Source organism: Tildeniella sp. (assembly GCF_059505325.1).
On record NZ_JCACKI010000073.1, the window covers coordinates 38,656 to 54,563 of the forward strand.

Below are 15,908 nucleotides of genomic sequence, written 5' to 3' on the forward strand. Positions count from 1 at the left end.
CGTTTCAGCAGCCTAGTTTAGGAATCAGGTTCATCACTTCACCAAGGTACCGGGGTTTTCACTGCCGGGAGCATTTATCATAGACCATCTGGCAAGGGGAGCCAGAGCTTGAAGACTACGAGTGTCGATCGATACCTTAAAGAAGATTCACACGGGGATAGAGCATTTCCGTAAGCCTTACTGTCAGAGGTTTACCTTCGATCGTGCTACTAATGTTCTGGCATACGCAAACCCTCCAGTAGCCGATCGATCACTTTAGTCACTATCTATGGCACGCTAAAAACCAATACGGTCAAGGCTTGCTACGTCTCTATCTTTTGAGAGTGCCCATATTTATACTCAGCGCCTCTACGTTGCTAACCTTTTCGACATCGCTAACTTTTTCGACATCTTTCGACATCTATAGTGGGGCTTCAGTCCTTCTCTGCGCCAAAGACACTTGCATTATGAATGAATCTGCTTGTCGCTGCGCTTAATGAAGTCTAGCAAGATGCGTTGGTGGGGTTTGCCTAACGGACGCACCTGGTTTGCCTGCTGTGAGTAACGATCGCCCCGACTAATCTCTTCGGATGTTGCCAATGCCATATCCCACCCTTCGTTTAAGACCAGTTGACTCAGATCAACCTCCAGTCCTCCCTGATAGACATAGCGAACGACTTGCGTATCTTCATAGAAGTCGAACTGAGTCAGCGTTGCGGGCACGTAGCCAATTTCTTCTAACAGCTCTCGTTGAATGGCATCATCGGGGCTTTCGCCTGGTTCAATATGCCCACCAAAAAGCGCCCAGTGCCCAGGGTAGAGAATACCAGGAATGTCATCGCGTAGCTGGAGCAAAAATTTGCTGTTTTGGTGAAGGATCGCGATCGCAACCTGATGACGTTGATCCTGATTCATTTCCATCGCCTCAACTCTGTGGAACACTCTTGCCATCAATCTCTTGAGCCTTGAGCTTTGAGCTTTTAGCTTTCAGCCGTCAGCCTTTCTCCGTATTCGCTTTTGAGTGCAGGTGTCCGTTGAAGCTCCTGCTGTTGTTCGATGTAGAGCGATCCCTGTTCTTTACCATTAAGCAGAATGCTGCGATAAAGCAGTTTGCCTTTCAACACCACCTCATCCCCGATGTTTGGGCTTGGATCAGTTGTGATCACCCAGATGCTTCCGGTCGGATCTTGAAGTTCATAGCCGACTTTACCGAGGAGCGGGGCGCGATGGCTAACCCGACCTTTGATTTGGACGATCGCGTTCACCTTCGGTGCCTGTGTGAATGTGGCAATGGTACTCGTGTCGGTCGCAAAATCAATGGGCTGAATGCCGCCACCTGGCTTTGACCAGACGGAGGGAGCACAGCCTGCAAGACTAAGAGCTAAGAGAGTTGCAAACCCTTGAATGTGAGCTTTTGGTAACCACATCGCACTTCTACCCTTTGGAGATTAACGAAAAGGGACGCTGGATCTGCGAAACTGGTGAACAGCCTAACGCTGTGTTAACACAGACTTTAGTGTTTGACCACTTGTGTCGCAGCGATCGCTGCCTTCTTTTCCACGCATGTCTTCTACTGCTCAATTGCTTGATGGCAAAGCCCTGGCAAACTCCATTCAAACCGAGCTGACGCAGCAGGTTCAAGTTTTGCAAACTTTAAAGGGACGACCGCCTGGACTGGCAGTGTTGATGGTCGGGGATAATCCTGCCAGTGCTGCCTACGTCCGCAACAAAGAGCGTGCCTGTGCCAACGTGGGCATTGCGTCCTTTGGGCAGCACTTTCCGGCAACGGCAACGCAAGCTGAATTAGAGCAAGCGATCGCAGCACTCAATCAGGACGATCGCGTGGATGGTATTCTCGTGCAGTTGCCTTTGCCAGACCATCTGGATGCGATCGCCCTACTCAATCAAATTGATCCTGACAAGGATGCTGATGGGTTACATCCCGTTAACTTGGGGCGTTTGGTACGAGGTGAACCTGGTCTGCGAAGCTGCACGCCTGCGGGAGTCATGCGGCTGCTAGAGGCATATGAGGTAAACCCAAAGGGGCAACAAGCAGTCGTGATTGGGCGTAGCATTCTAGTTGGCAAACCGCAGGCGTTGATGCTGCTGGAAGCGGATGCAACGGTTACGATCGCGCATTCACGCACCCCTGATCTCGGCGCGATCGCTCGCACGGCTGACCTTCTCGTGGTGGCAGTTGGTCGCCCAGAGCTGATTACGGCTGCGATGGTCAAACCAGGGGCGATCGTGATTGATGTTGGCATGAACCGGGTGACCGATGACAGCGGTAAGTCTCGTTTGGTTGGGGATGTCGATTTTGTGTCTGTCCAACCTGTAGCAAAGCTCATTACGCCTGTTCCAGGCGGTATCGGTCCCATGACCGTTGCCATGCTGTTGCAAAATACGGTGCTGAGCTACCGCGAACGATAGCAGCCAGCGGTTAGTAGCCAGCAGCATCTGTCACTTCTAGCAGCGTCTGCACCGCTGACCGCTGACCGCTGATCGCTACTCCCTAAAGTGTAAAGTCCTGGTTGTCCACTATCTCAATGTTTCATGAGTGCAGAAACCTCCGTAGAATGATTGAGGGATAAAGAATGATTGAGAGACAGCGATCGGTCAGTGCGGTTGTGATGTAACTGAAGTGAGAACGGGGAGGGAGATAGAGAAATGGTTTTATCAGGCAGAATGTATACATCTCAGAAGGAACTCCATTTTGATCTGGCAGCCTATCTACAAGAACGACAGGCTCTCGTAGAAACGGCGCTCGATCGTGCCCTCCCAGTGATCTATCCAGAGAAAATTTATGATGCCATGCGCTACTCACTGCTGGCGGGCGGCAAGCGGCTGCGTCCGATTCTCTGCTTAGCAACCTGTGAACTCATTGGTGGCACGATCGAGATGGCAATGCCAACTGCCTGTGCGCTGGAAATGATCCATACCATGTCACTGATCCACGACGATCTACCTGCCATGGATAACGATGATTACCGCCGTGGTAAGCTGACCAACCACAAGGTTTTTGGTGAGGATATCGCCATCTTGGCAGGCGATGGCTTGCTTGCTTACGCGTTTGAGCACGTGGCAATGGAGACCAAAAATGTACCGACCGATCGCCTCCTGAGGATTGTTGCGATTTTGGGTCGAGCAGTCGGTGCAGCGGGTCTCGTGGGTGGGCAGGTCGTTGATCTAGAATCAGAAGGCAACACCGCCGTTTGTCTGGAAACCCTCAACTTCATCCACAATCACAAAACAGCCGCCTTACTAGAAGCTTCAGTGACATCGGGCAGCATTCTGGCGGGAGTTCCTGACCTCGATTTGCAGCGACTCTCTCGCTACGCCCAACATATCGGGCTGGCGTTTCAAATTGTGGATGATGTTTTGGATATCACCGCTACGCAGGAGGAGCTAGGCAAAACGGCTGGAAAAGATTTGCGTGCACAGAAGGCAACCTATCCTAGCGTTTGGGGCTTAGAGGAATCTAAACGTCAAGCACAGTCACTGATACAAAAAGCTAAAGCCGAACTGGCTGATTTTGGCGATCGTGCTAAGCCGCTGATTGCGATCGCTGACTTCATCACCGCTCGCACACACTAGATTGAAAGGCTTAAGGATAAAGGCTTAAGGATAAAAACGTGTCTTTAGCCTTTAGACCTTGGACTTCATCCTTTACTCTCCTTCTCAACGCAAAACACATGCAGGACGTTGGCGACATTATCCATAACCAGGTACTGCTGGTTGCGCTTGTAGCTTGTTTACTGGCTCAGGCAATGAAACTGGTCATTGAGTTTGGTCGGCACCATAAAGTCAATCTACGGGTATTGGTTGAAACAGGCGGTATGCCCAGTGCTCATTCAGCGCTGGTAGCCGCGCTTGCTACAGGCGTTGGTCAAACCGCAGGTTGGGCAAGTTCGCAGTTTGCGATCGCAATTATTTTTGCCGTGATTGTGATGTATGACGCTGCTGGAGTACGTCAAGCTGCTGGCAAACAAGCTCGAATTTTGAACCAAATCATTGACGAATTTTTTCAGGAAGATCAACACTTCAACGAAGACCGTCTCAAAGAATTGCTTGGACACACGCCCGTTCAAGTCATCGCAGGCTCCATTTTGGGAATCTCAATTTCCTGGCTGGCTGAGCTTGCTTACTAAAGACTTGCTTACTAAAAAAGAAGTGGGGACCTTACGTGTAACGTCCCTGCTGAAACTCTGCCCTTTGACTCTCTACTGGCTGCCAGGGAAATGTTCGACTTGAGCATAACCACTGAAAATAAGCTGTTTCCCTTGAGTCTCCAGGCGATTGATCCGCATCGTTACGCCGTCCAGATCAAAGCGATCGAGATCAACCATGTTGTCCAGGATTTCTGCAAACGCCATCGTCAAAACTCTTGAAACGCCCCTGAGTTCTTCTTGCACCACATCCTCATTGAATTGTGGATTCTGAAATGAAATCCGGCGACGGCGCTCAACTGCTAAGGTCGCCAGCAGGCTAATCGGGATTGAACCGTTAGGAAGCTCTGCCTTCGCAAAGATTTTGATCTGGCTGTTGGGCAATAGCTGAAGGTTGATATCTGTAAACGAAACAGGCTCTCCCCCTGACAGGTTGGTGAGTTCAGGGGTATCGATATTCTGAAGGCGCTTTTCAACTAGCTCAGCCGTAAACGCTTGATTGATGCCTTCTTCGGTAAGGACGACCTGAGCGATCGCCTGCGTTGGCTGCCTCAAGCGAACCTTACCACTCAAAACAGAGCCAAAGTCGATCGAAACGGCATCGGTTTCAAACGACATCGTTTCGACAAAAAAGTCTTTGCGGATGACCAGACGGCTACCGCTCATCTTAAAACTATCGACGCTCCCCTGTAACAGCTTGCTAGAGGGAGAACAGCGAATGGAAACGTCCACTGACTCACTCTGGGAGAACAGATGACGGAGCGATTGGCTGATGACCTTGTTGAGCATACGCTCACCAAAGTCGGTACCAGTAGGGGGTGCAGTGAAGCCACCAATCATGCGGTCTTTCGTCCCGAGGGTTGTCTCACTAAGTTGTAACAAATTGTGAAGAACTCGGCAATTGTTGTGAGGTCAGATCTTGCCACGTTGACTATAAGAGAAATAAATCAGTAGCCGCCAAACGCCGTGATATAAGGTTTATCCTAAATCAGGAGATTAATTGAAAGACGGACAGTTGAAATCATCCCCATGCTCCGCTTGTAAATTTTATCTCAAATTTGTAAATTTTGTTTTCGAGCTTCTGGTTCTTGCCGTTGCGTCGTCTTTCGCTTGAACCATTTATTCGGCAGAGGTTAATGTATAGTAGAGCTGCATAGCCATAGTAGACACTGCTTTTGTAGCCACTGCCTCCATGCTAAAGCTCGAATCGATCAGTCGTTCAGTCTTTTGCAGGAATCAGCTTTGACTGTACACATCACCTTTAACTTAGTCGATCCAGAGCTGGACAGCGAAGAATTGGAGGCTAAAACCCAAACTTTGCTGCGTCAACTGCGCGAATTTGACGAAATCGAACAAGTCAATCGTGTGTTAGAAACGAACATACTAACTGGAACCAAAAGCTTTGGTGCCTTTTTATCGGGGCTGCTGACCGCACAGATGGCACCTGCCCATGTACCTGCTGTAGTAGGTGCCTTGGATTCTGTTGTAGGCGATTCAACACTCGAAATCACGATTGAGACAGATGGCAGAAAAATTACGGTTAAATCTAGAAGCCATGAAGAACTTGCCGCTGCACTCCAAACAATCCAGATGTTTCTCGTTGGTACACCCGTGCAGGCTGGTTCAGGACAAGTGCTCAGTGCTACCAACCCTATACAGTCCTCGTCGATTGCAGCAGCACCGATCGAAATCTTTTTCTCCTACTCCCATCGGGATGAAGAGCTACGGGATGAATTGGCAATTCACCTGAGCATGTTGAAGCGGCAACGGCTTATTGCTGCGTGGCACGATCGCGAAATTACCGCCGGGAGTGATTTCGCAGGCACGATCGATGCTCACCTCAACTCAGCCAGCATCATTTTGCTGCTGGTCAGTGCCAGCTTCCTCGCCTCTGACTACTGCTACGAGCTTGAGCTAGGACAAGCCATGAAGCGCCACGCAGCCGGACAAGCTCAGGTGATTCCAATTATTCTCAAGCCCTGCGACTGGACAAGTGCACCCTTCGGCAAATTGCAGGCACTACCTAAAGACGCGAAACCGGTCACCAAATGGGACGATCGTGATGAAGCCTTTCTCAACATTGCTCAGGGCATTCGGGTGGCGATTGGGCGGCGATCGGGTTGAGGCTGAGGGGGAGTAGGGAGTAGGGAGTAGGGAGTAAGGAGTGGGGAGTAGGGAGTGGGAAACATTCAACTCAAAATTGCCTTCACCACTTGCTAAATGAATCGGACAACGCGCTAGACGGCGATTCTGCGTAACGTTTTAGCTCTCGTGCCATGCGGCGGATGCCTTGTTGTTCATCCTGGCGAATAAAGGGAAAAAAGACACGCGTGAGTAGTCCTGAAAAATTCTCCTGGTGAATGTACTTGGTGCGATCGCGTCCGGTTTCTTGAAGCTGGAAGACATGCTCATTCACAAAGCCAGGAATCGACGATACCCACTTCAAGCACACCTCTGGTTGCAGCAGTGTCACGATCGGCTGAAATTCGGTTTCTTCATCACCCGGGTTGCGCCGTAGCGAGAGGGAGATTGCTTGCCCCTGCTCAAAGGCTTGTTCCGGATCGCAATCGTAAAGGTAAGTGTTCCAATACAACCATTGCTCCTTATGCAATAGTGCTTGCCACACCCGCCGACGTGAGGCGTTGATTTCAATTTCGGCATAAAGACTGGGCATAGAGAGGAACAGTGCATGATGACTCCATCAAAGCAGTTGGTGTGACTTGGTACAATTGCGGGTCAGACATTCCTTTAAGCTAGAAGCGCGTTTACAGGTCTTAATTTTCGACTTAACGCTAATTTAAGTTAATCTCGAAGCGACAATCTACAACTGCACATCCAAACGCCCATGACTGAACTTACTCCCAACTCCAGTTTTAGTCTCACCATCCGCTTTCAGGTGCCAAATCGACCGGGCATGTTGGCATCAGTGACAAAAGCGGTGTCCAGTTTAGGCGGCAACATGGGTCAGATTGATTTGATTGAGCAAACCCGCCAGTTGTCGCTGCGGGATATTACGATCGACGCTGCCAGTACAGAACATGCCGAGACGATCGTGACAGCAGTCAAAGCCTTGCCAGATATTAAGGTGCTGAACGTCTACGATCGCACCTTTGACTTGCATCGAGGCGGCAAAATTACTGTACAGAGCCGCATTCCACTACGGGGACAGGCAGATCTGGCAATGGCATACACGCCAGGCGTGGGGCGCATTTGTACTGCGATCGCCAACGATCCAGAGCAGGCGTACCAACTGACGATCAAGCAAAATACGGTGGCGATCGTCACCGATGGCAGCGCTGTGCTGGGTTTGGGCAATTTGGGACCTGAAGCGGCTCTCCCAGTCATGGAAGGAAAAGCCATGCTGTTTAAAGAGTTTGGCGGACTGGATGCGTTTCCGATCTGTTTGGCAACACAAGACACGGATGCGATCGTTGAAACGGTAAAAAACATTGCCCCTGTCTTTGGCGGCATTAATTTAGAAGATATTGCGGCTCCTCGCTGCTTTGAGATCGAAGCCCGCCTTCAGCGCGAACTGAACATTCCCGTCTTTCACGACGATCAGCACGGTACGGCGATTGTGACGCTGGCAGCACTCATCAATGCCTTGAAGCTAGTCAAAAAGTCGATGGCAGACGTACGGATTGTTATTAACGGTGCTGGTGCGGCGGGTGTGGCGATCGCGCGTCTCCTTCGCAAGGCAGGCGCAGAGCATATTGTGATGTGTGACTCCAGGGGTATTCTGTCGCTCGATCGCGCTGATCTAAACGAGCAAAAGCAGCAATTTGCCATCGCAAAAGGCGGCAAACTGGCAGACGCTATGCAAGACAGCGATATTTTTCTGGGGGTCAGCGCTCCCGGCGTTGTCACACCAGCAATGGTGCGATCGATGGCAAACAACCCGATCGTTTTTGCGATGGCAAACCCCATTCCCGAAATTCAGCCAGAACTGGTGATGCAAGATGTGGCAGTGATGGCAACTGGACGTAGCGACTATCCCAACCAGATCAACAATGTCCTGGCGTTTCCAGGTGTGTTTCGGGGTGCGTTAGACTGTCGCGCGTCCACCTTCACGATCAATATGTATCTGGAAGCGGCACAGGCGATCGCCTCGTTGGTCAAACCATCCGATCTGAACCACGAGTTTATCATTCCATCTGTCTTTGATGAGCGTGTCGCAACGGCTGTTTCGGCTGCCGTTCAAAGCGCGGCTCGCCAGGATGGTGTTGCCCGCGCTTAGGGCGCGTCATCAACTAAAGCTCAAAAGCTTGCGGCATCAGCCTGACCGCGCCCGCCCCAAAAAAGGCTAGGGGCTGTAGACTTGCCATTATCAGGGACTCTGATTGTCATCGATGACAGCCCGTAGTGCTAATCCACCAGTAGCAGTAGCCCTTTGCGAACACCATAAAGTAATCGATCGAGCAGAATACATTCGCTTTCGCTCAACCCCTCTGCCAAAATTGTCTGCATCAATTGATACCGACTATGAGACGTAATTTCACCAGATAGCAAGATTTGCCCAACGACATCTTCAAGTGACCTACGCGTTAATGTTGCTGTCATCACCATAAGCGGCACCCTGGTTTCATAATTCCATGCTTTTTCTAGCGTTCCCTATGACGTAGAAAAATGTTCAAGAGCAGCCGGAGAATTTTTGGTGGTCGATGGCAACGGTCAGCGGTTAGCCATTAGCGGTTAGCGGTCAGCCATTAGCGGTCAGCGGTCAGCCATTAGCGGTCAGCTAAGAGGATTAGCGGTCAGCCATTAGCGGTTCGGTCAGCGGTCAGTGGTCAGCTTAACTTAAGCTAAAAGCTGATCACTCATCCAAACAATGTTCACAGCTTAAATAGAATGGCTCTCTAAAACGAACGACAGCATGACAGTTCGATCGCAATCGTTCATTTAGTAGCAAGAATGACTGCAATGCATCTCACTGCCATGAGTAGTATGTGTACTGCATACCCTGGCGCGCCCGTTGCTGGGTGATTCTAAAGGAGTGGTGGTTCATATGGTCAATACAGTTAGCCGAACGGTTTATCCTAGAGGATGCACGTTTACCGAGTTTGACTGGGATGCGTTGGCACCCTTCTGGTATCCGATCGCCTTTAGCCATGATGTCAAAGAGCAACCGCTCTCAGCCACTCTTCTGGATCAGCGACTGGTCATTTGGCGCACGTCTGCGGGTATTTCTGTGGCAAACGACATCTGTTTGCATCGGGGTATTCCGCTGAGTATGGGTTGGGTCAGCGGTGATCAGCTTGTTTGTAAGTATCACGGCTTTCATTACTCGGCAGACGGTCGCTGTGTTGAAGTCCCTGCCAATCCCGGCACCAGCATTCCCATCAAGCTTTGCCTCAAGACTTACCCTGTAAAAGAGGCATATGGTTTGGTTTGGACATCGTTAGGGGGCGGTGAACAGTACCCCCTGCCTGATCTGCATGAATGGAACGACCCCGACTACCAGCAGATTCTTCCCGATGCGGTTGACCTCAACGCCGCCGCAGGCAGACAGATGGAAGGCTTTCTCGACGTGGCTCACTTTGCCTGGGTGCATACCAACACCTTTGGCGACTTCAACAACCCGGTGGTGCCGCGCTACGAGGTCGAAAAAACGCCTAATGGGATTCGTGCTGAGTACCTCAGTACGGTCAGCAATTTTCCTAAAGCGATGCAGGATCTTGCCCCGGCTGATTTCCAGTGGCTCCGCATTTTTGAAGTCTTTTTTCCATTCACGGCACGATTGACGGTGCATTTTCCCGGCGAGGGGCGACTGTGCATTCTCAATGCTGCCTCTCCAGTATCGGCTCGCAAGACGCGCGTGTTTGTGCCGTTGTGCCGCAATTTTGACAAAGACGCGCCGCTGGAGCCTGTGTATGAGTTCAATTACCAGGTGTTTGCCGAAGATAAGGAAGTCGTCGAAGCACAGTATCCCGAAGACTTGCCGTTGGAACTGGCTGCTGAATCGCACATTGGCGCTGACCGCACCTCGATCGCCTATCGTAAAGGCTTAGCCGCCCTCGGTTTGGGCAGAACCTATACGGCGTAAGGCGGTTGGAGCGATCGTGTGAGGCGTTGTGGCGATCGCTGTAGAGACTCGCTTACTTCACCAAACTCTCCAGCGTCAATGTCCCAAACTTTGGCGACCAAAAGCCATCGTGTCCTTCAAAAAACGCGACCTCTTTACATTTCCCCCGCCGATTCTCCATCAGCGAACAGCGCAACATGGTCTTTGCCTTGCCGTCTTTCGTGTAGGTATAGCGCTCCAGTAACGCTCCACAAACTGGGCAGGGCACATCTGTAAACGCCGCTGGATCGGGAATGCGCTGGGCATAGGGTAACTCGTACTGCTTCCCTTTCGCATTCCAGAACATCACCGTGCCACAGCTTGCCGCGCCACACTTGAGAAAATGATCCGCCTTCAGCTTCTTGGATTTGGACGACACTTTGCTCATCGCTACCCCACACTTCGGACAGGGTGTTTTTGTCACTGCTACCTGAGACGCTGTGCCTGTAGCTTTATGGCTGTTTGTCCTTGTCGATGTCTGTGCCGATCGCGTCCCCTGAGTCAGCAGAAGTTGACTGGCTTTCTCTAGCGCTGGCGCGAAATAGGTGCGGTGCCAATCGGTTAAATATCTCTGCCAGTCTTGCTTGCCCTGGGCAATGGTGTCTAATGCCAGTTCCATTTGAGCTGTAAATTCTGGCTGAAGCAAGTCCGGCAGCAGTGTTTCTAGTGCGTTGTCTAGCGCCATGCCGAGGGCAGTTGGCTGAAGTTTACTTTTTTCTACCTGCACATACTCCCGCTCCTTGAGCGTTTTGATGGTCGGCGCATAGGTGCTCGGTCGCCCAATGCCTTTGCGTTCCATCAACTGAACGAGCTTCGGTTCGGTGTAGCGTGGCGGCGGTTGAGTTTGCTTTTTGTCCGCTGCTGCCTGCTTCAGGATGAGTGGCTGTCCCTGCTGCAACGCTGGCAGTTGCGTATCTGCACTCAAGTTGTTCCAGTAGCGAGTGTAGCCGGGAAATTCCACGACCTGCCCGCGCGCTTCCCAATCGATCGTTCCAGAGCGCGTGACAATTTGCGTTTTGCGTAACCGGGCAGGACAGCACTGAGAGGCGATCGCCCGATTCCAGATCAGCTCATACAGTTTGGCATCATCACCGCTGACCTGAGCTTGCAGTTGCGCTGGCACGCGATCGATATCCGTCGGGCGAATCGCTTCATGGGCATCCTGTGCGCCTTTAACGGCTCGGTGTCGCGCCGTTTGCTTGGGCACATTCGTTGGATCATGCTGCTCCAGGTACTGTCGCACAGCCGCACAAAACGGCGCAGCTAAGGTCACTGAATCCGTTCGCATATAGGTGATATGTCCCGCTTCGTAGAGCGACTGTGCCACTTTCATGGTTTTATCAGGGCTGAAGCGAAGTTTAGTACCGGCTGCCTGCTGCAAGGAAGAAGTAATAAAAGGTGGCGGAGCGGCTTGCTGCGTTATTTTGCCATCGATCGTGACCACTTGATGCGGAGTCGAACGGGCGATCGCTACCAGCCGATCGGCATCTGCTTGACTGCTTACTTTATCGGACTCCTGGCTTTCCTTACCGTCTGTCGCATCATCAGCGACTTCTGCGTCTGGTCTGGAAGCCGCTTTCGCCTTCAATTTGGCGCGATAGAACGCCTTAAACCCTTCTTGATATTCCACCCAAACGCTCCAGTAGTCCTGGGGTTTGAATGCCTGAATGTCCTTTTCTCTCGTACACAACAGATGCAGAGTGGCACTTTGTACCCGTCCCATTGATTTCGCGCCGATGTTGAGTCGCCAGACCACATGCTTACTGCCCTTGTAACCCACCAACTTATCGAGACAATCGCGTGCTCGTCCGGCGGCAACCAGCGACTGATCGAGAGCACGGGGATGGGCGATCGCAGCTTTGACAGCTTGTGGTGTAATTTCGCTATAGACGACCCGGTGCGGGTTTTTTAGCTTCAGTGCCTGCTGAAGGTGCCAGCCAATGGTCTCTCCTTCGCGATCGGGGTCGGTGGCAATATAGACAGCCTCTGCTTGCTTCACTGCCTGACGCAACTCCGCTAATACCTTCTGTCCTCTGGCTTCCCTGGGTTCATAGCGACACTCTACGCGGCTATCGAGCAAGTCAAAGCCCAGCGCATCGTCACCATCGTTCGCCAGTTCGCGCACATGACCCATGCTGGCTTTGACCTGCCAACCAGACCCCAAAATCTGGCTCAGCTTCTTGGACTTGCCCGGACTCTCAATCAACAGCAACTTTACCATCGGTGTACACTTAAAGTGTTCACTTTATAGTACAGGTGATCTATGCAGATCGCACTACAAAAAAGCCCCCACGGGTAAACAGTAGGGGCAAGTAAGGTGTTAAGCGTCTTAGTTAAGATGTCAAGGCTATCAAGATAACGCTCAGAACGAGAGAGATTGTGTGTCGAAAGTTGCAAAAAAGGACTTGAGTGAACTGTCCGACCTCTTAGCGACCACTGCCCCGCTCTTCAAGCGTGTGGTCGTCTTGCGTGACGTGTGCTGGAAATGCTTGCATGATTGAAGATGCTAGGAGAGACATACACAGTGATCCTACGAAAGCTATACCTTCTGTTACGGCAGTTCATCGGGTTGCTCAGGATCTTTTAGCTCTCTAGCGTTGCTAAACGTTTGGAGCAAGGTAGCGCTTTACGTCGCAATGCTTGCTTATAGGCAAGCTGTCTTATACCAATTCTATAAAATCGCCCTACAGATTCGTTTCTGCTGCTGACCGCTGACCGCCAGCCGAAGCTTGCCCGTGTAGCCACAGTTTAGTGAAATGGTATTGCTAGGGGCTGTCATCAATGACAACTACACATGACTCGCAGCAAGAGTTCCAGCCCCTAGCCTGGTGTGTTGGGGCGGGCGCGATTATGCTGATACCGCAAGGTTTTGGAGCTAATTGATGACGCGCCCTAGCAAGTTAATCGTTCAACAGTGCATAAATTCAACAGTGCATAAAAAAAGCTCCAGCAGGTTGCTGAAGGGTGCGGCTGTTGGGAGAAATGGTGAAGTGGAGTCGTTTACAAAGCGATCAAGACCTTCTGATCTGAGCCATCATTGCAGCTTCATCCCAGTAGGAGGAAACCTGTTGAATTTTGCCAGATTCGTGAATTTCAAACACGCTGATGCCCTCAGTCATCCCTTGCTTGCCGTTCCTCCCCCAGCCTCGCATTGTCCATTTAACCGCTGCTCCGCTCCCTGCCACAAAGATTTGATCCTGGGATAGCTGGAGCTTTTCAAACGCCATCGAGAGTAAGCCAAAAAATTTTGGCGCAGTCTCAAGGGCATTATTTGGTGGTTTACCAACTGGGTCATGCACCGTTGCATCCTTGGTAAAGTTCTTTACCCATCCCTCTAAGTTCATTGCTTGAAGGTTAGCAAAGTAGTCAGCGACAACAGCTTGGATGGTTTCTGGCGGCATAGGCTATCTTTTACGCTTGCACACAACAGTCTCAGTCTAGATCGTAATTCGCTGCGACGATCGCGATCGCCTCTCACTCGCGGGTGGCTACTCATCCAAGTAGGGCTGTAGCTGAAGCTGCAAGCGCTGGCGGGCGCGGGCAATCCGAGACTTCACTGTTCCTAGAGATGCGTTGGTCAGTGCCGCGATTTCTTCGTAGCTCATGCCTTCGATTTCGCGGAGAACGATCGTCGTGCGGAAGACTTCGGGCAAATCGGCGATCGCTAGCTTGAGCTGATCATAAAACTCTTGCCGACTCAGCGCTTCATCGGGTGCTGGCGTATCGGCAGCAATTTCCCAATCCATCTCGCCATCACTGAAGGTAAGCGGTGCATCCAATGACAACGGTGGCGCTGTGCGTTTGCGTTTCCGCAGTTCGTCATAGAACAGATTAGTGGCAATGCGGCTCAACCAGCCCTGAAACTTAGCTGGTTCATTGAGCCGTCGAATATTGCGATACACTCGAATCCAAACTTCCTGAACCAAATCTGCCCGATCTTGCCAATCGGGCGCGAGATGATAAAGCACCTTTTCAACGTGAGACTGGTAGCGCCTCAACAGTTCAGCGAATGCTGTTTTGTCGGGACGATGACCCGTCTGACAGCGTAGAACCAGGTCGTAGTTTGGCAGATCTTTTACTGACACCGACACCTGTGTAAGCATTGTCGTAACTGTTGACCAGGATACAGGCAGATAAGAGTCCATTCACAAACCTCACCCAAAGACGCATTGGTTTTGCTGCTCTTCACCAGAAATTAATGGCTCTTCTGGGTCGCGCATTACTCTCAGGTTAGAAGTTGTAGGGTTCTGCACCCCTCTTGTAAGTGCCAGTTGTCTAACTGTCAATTTTTGTTGCTTGCTGTGCACGATCGGTCTCTGCAAAGCGAGAAGCATTCTGGGCTGAGCGGTCAGCCATTAGCGATCAGCGGTCAGCCATGAACTATGAGGAGTAATAGTCATCAGTGCCAGTCATTCAGTCATCAAGCTAGAAAAGCTGATTGCTGATTGCTGACTACTGACCGCTGACCGCTGACCGCTGACCACTGACCGCTGACCGCTGACCGCCAAATTACGCAAATGATTTAGCACTGCTATGTCTCTGTTTGAACACCTTGTGGCAGAGTGGTTTTAGTTGCACTCGTGATCGTCTTACGCCTTATGCTTTCTAACAATCAGGTTTATCCCGTGATCTGGAATGATCAGGCTCCCGCAGAGACGCTGCGTGGACATGTTTTGTTGATTGACCAAACCCGCTTACCCAATGAATACGCGGTCGTTGAAATTAACCGCTACGAAGACATGGCGCGGGCGATCGAAACGATGATTGTGCGCGGTGCTCCCGCGATTGGCGTTGCTGCTGCTTATGGTATGTATCTCGGTGCGCGGGAGATTCAAACAACCGATCGCAGTGAGTTTTTGGCGCAGTTAGAACCGATCGCTCAGCGGCTACGGGAAACTCGCCCTACTGCTGTGAACTTGTTTTGGGCGATCGATCGCATGGTTAAAACGGCTCAGCAAACGCTAGGACCGATTGAGCACCTGAAGCAAACCTTGCTAGAAACCGCGAAGACTATTAATGCGGATGATGTGCAAACTTGCCATCAAATTGGCGATTACGGGTTACAGGCATTACCCACCAGTCCTGAAAAATTGCGTCTTCTCACTCACTGCAATGCCGGAGCACTGGCAACAGCGGGGTATGGCACCGCTTTAGGTGTGGTTCGTTCAGCGTGGCGCGATGGTCGCTTAGAACGGGTTTATGCCGATGAAACGCGTCCACGCTTGCAGGGTGCGAAGTTGACTGCCTGGGAGTGTGTACAGGAAGGTATCCCCGTGACGGTGATTACAGATAACATGGCAGCACACTGTATGCAACGAAGGATGATTGATGCCGTTGTGGTTGGAGCCGATCGCATTGCAGCAAATGGTGATGCCGCTAACAAAATTGGTACCTACAGCGTGGCGCTGATCGCCAAAGCGCACAACATTCCCTTTTTTGTCGCAGCTCCGCTATCGACGATCGACTTTGCGCTCGCAGACGGCTCTCAAATTCCCATTGAAGAACGCAATCCGAGCGAGGTTCACACGATTGGCGAGACGATTCTGTGTCCCACTGGTGCAGAGTTCTACAACCCTGCGTTTGATGTCACTCCAGCCGCCTTGATCAGCGCCATCATTACGGAGTACGGCGCGATCGTGCCTGCTGAGCTAAAAGATCGTCTCGCTTCAAAGCAAGCCGTGTAAGTTGCACGCCTTGTAGGA

General features: G+C 51.3%; 15 protein-coding genes. 7 read left to right on the plus strand and 8 right to left on the minus strand.

Annotated elements, in window-relative coordinates:
• Window positions 1–444: 444 nt before the first annotated feature.
• A complete protein-coding gene (locus tag AC5JO6_RS26205; protein WP_496083985.1) occupies window positions 445–894 on the minus strand; it encodes an NUDIX hydrolase in 450 nt (149 codons plus the stop codon).
• Between the two features lie 65 nt (window positions 895–959).
• Window positions 960–1,406: a hypothetical protein gene (locus AC5JO6_RS26210; protein ID WP_496083986.1), complete on the minus strand. Its 447-nt coding sequence runs from the start codon at window positions 1,404–1,406 to the stop codon at window positions 960–962.
• Window positions 1,407–1,542: 136 nt separating this feature from the next.
• Between AC5JO6_RS26210 and folD the strand changes: the two genes are divergently transcribed.
• The 3 genes from folD (at window position 1,543) to AC5JO6_RS26225 (ending at window position 4,127) form a co-directional block, all read left to right on the plus strand.
• Complete coding sequence (folD, locus tag AC5JO6_RS26215) at window positions 1,543–2,409, plus strand: bifunctional methylenetetrahydrofolate dehydrogenase/methenyltetrahydrofolate cyclohydrolase FolD (RefSeq protein WP_496083987.1); 867 nt, start codon at window positions 1,543–1,545, stop codon at window positions 2,407–2,409.
• Between the two features lie 255 nt (window positions 2,410–2,664).
• A complete protein-coding gene (gene crtE, locus AC5JO6_RS26220; RefSeq protein ID WP_496083988.1) occupies window positions 2,665–3,573 on the plus strand; it encodes a geranylgeranyl diphosphate synthase CrtE in 909 nt (302 codons plus the stop codon).
• 98 nt (window positions 3,574–3,671) lie between these two features.
• Window positions 3,672–4,127 carry a divergent PAP2 family protein gene (locus AC5JO6_RS26225; protein WP_496083989.1) on the plus strand — a complete coding sequence of 152 codons (456 nt, stop codon included), beginning with the start codon at window positions 3,672–3,674 and terminating at the stop codon, window positions 4,125–4,127.
• A gap of 72 nt (window positions 4,128–4,199) precedes the next feature.
• Here AC5JO6_RS26225 and AC5JO6_RS26230 read toward each other — a convergent pair whose 3' ends face one another.
• Entirely contained in the window at window positions 4,200–4,985 is a 786-nt protein-coding gene (locus AC5JO6_RS26230) for an LmeA family phospholipid-binding protein (protein WP_496083990.1), read from the minus strand.
• Window positions 4,986–5,387: 402 nt separating this feature from the next.
• Between AC5JO6_RS26230 and AC5JO6_RS26235 the strand changes: the two genes are divergently transcribed.
• Window positions 5,388–6,269, plus strand: a complete 882-nt coding sequence (locus AC5JO6_RS26235; protein ID WP_496083991.1) for a toll/interleukin-1 receptor domain-containing protein — start codon at window positions 5,388–5,390, stop codon at window positions 6,267–6,269.
• Between the two features lie 82 nt (window positions 6,270–6,351).
• Here AC5JO6_RS26235 and AC5JO6_RS26240 read toward each other — a convergent pair whose 3' ends face one another.
• On the minus strand, window positions 6,352–6,819 hold the full coding sequence (locus AC5JO6_RS26240) for an SRPBCC domain-containing protein (RefSeq protein ID WP_496083992.1): 468 nt from the start codon (window positions 6,817–6,819) through the stop codon (window positions 6,352–6,354).
• A gap of 171 nt (window positions 6,820–6,990) precedes the next feature.
• Between AC5JO6_RS26240 and AC5JO6_RS26245 the strand changes: the two genes are divergently transcribed.
• Complete coding sequence (locus AC5JO6_RS26245) at window positions 6,991–8,382, plus strand: malic enzyme-like NAD(P)-binding protein (protein WP_496083993.1); 1,392 nt, start codon at window positions 6,991–6,993, stop codon at window positions 8,380–8,382.
• Between the two features lie 128 nt (window positions 8,383–8,510).
• On the opposite strand, the gene AC5JO6_RS26250 is transcribed toward AC5JO6_RS26245, so the two are convergent.
• Window positions 8,511–8,705 (minus strand): hypothetical protein, encoded by a 195-nt coding sequence (locus tag AC5JO6_RS26250; RefSeq protein WP_496083994.1) that lies wholly within the window; start codon window positions 8,703–8,705, stop codon window positions 8,511–8,513.
• A 445-nt stretch (window positions 8,706–9,150) separates the two neighbouring features.
• Between AC5JO6_RS26250 and AC5JO6_RS26255 the strand changes: the two genes are divergently transcribed.
• Window positions 9,151–10,188, plus strand: coding sequence for an aromatic ring-hydroxylating dioxygenase subunit alpha (locus AC5JO6_RS26255; RefSeq protein ID WP_496083995.1), 1,038 nt, complete (start codon window positions 9,151–9,153; stop codon window positions 10,186–10,188).
• Between the two features lie 52 nt (window positions 10,189–10,240).
• Here the strand turns inward: AC5JO6_RS26255 and topA are convergent, their stop codons facing one another.
• The 3 genes from topA to AC5JO6_RS26270 form a co-directional block, all read right to left on the minus strand.
• Entirely contained in the window at window positions 10,241–12,427 is a 2,187-nt protein-coding gene (gene topA / locus AC5JO6_RS26260; RefSeq protein ID WP_496083996.1) for a type I DNA topoisomerase, read from the minus strand.
• 790 nt (window positions 12,428–13,217) lie between these two features.
• Entirely contained in the window at window positions 13,218–13,607 is a 390-nt protein-coding gene (locus AC5JO6_RS26265; protein ID WP_496083997.1) for a nuclear transport factor 2 family protein, read from the minus strand.
• A gap of 87 nt (window positions 13,608–13,694) precedes the next feature.
• Window positions 13,695–14,351, minus strand: coding sequence for a sigma-70 family RNA polymerase sigma factor (locus AC5JO6_RS26270; protein ID WP_496083998.1), 657 nt, complete (start codon window positions 14,349–14,351; stop codon window positions 13,695–13,697).
• A 453-nt stretch (window positions 14,352–14,804) separates the two neighbouring features.
• Between AC5JO6_RS26270 and mtnA the strand changes: the two genes are divergently transcribed.
• A complete protein-coding gene (mtnA, locus tag AC5JO6_RS26275; protein ID WP_496083999.1) occupies window positions 14,805–15,890 on the plus strand; it encodes an S-methyl-5-thioribose-1-phosphate isomerase in 1,086 nt (361 codons plus the stop codon).
• Window positions 15,891–15,908: the final 18 nt, after the last annotated feature.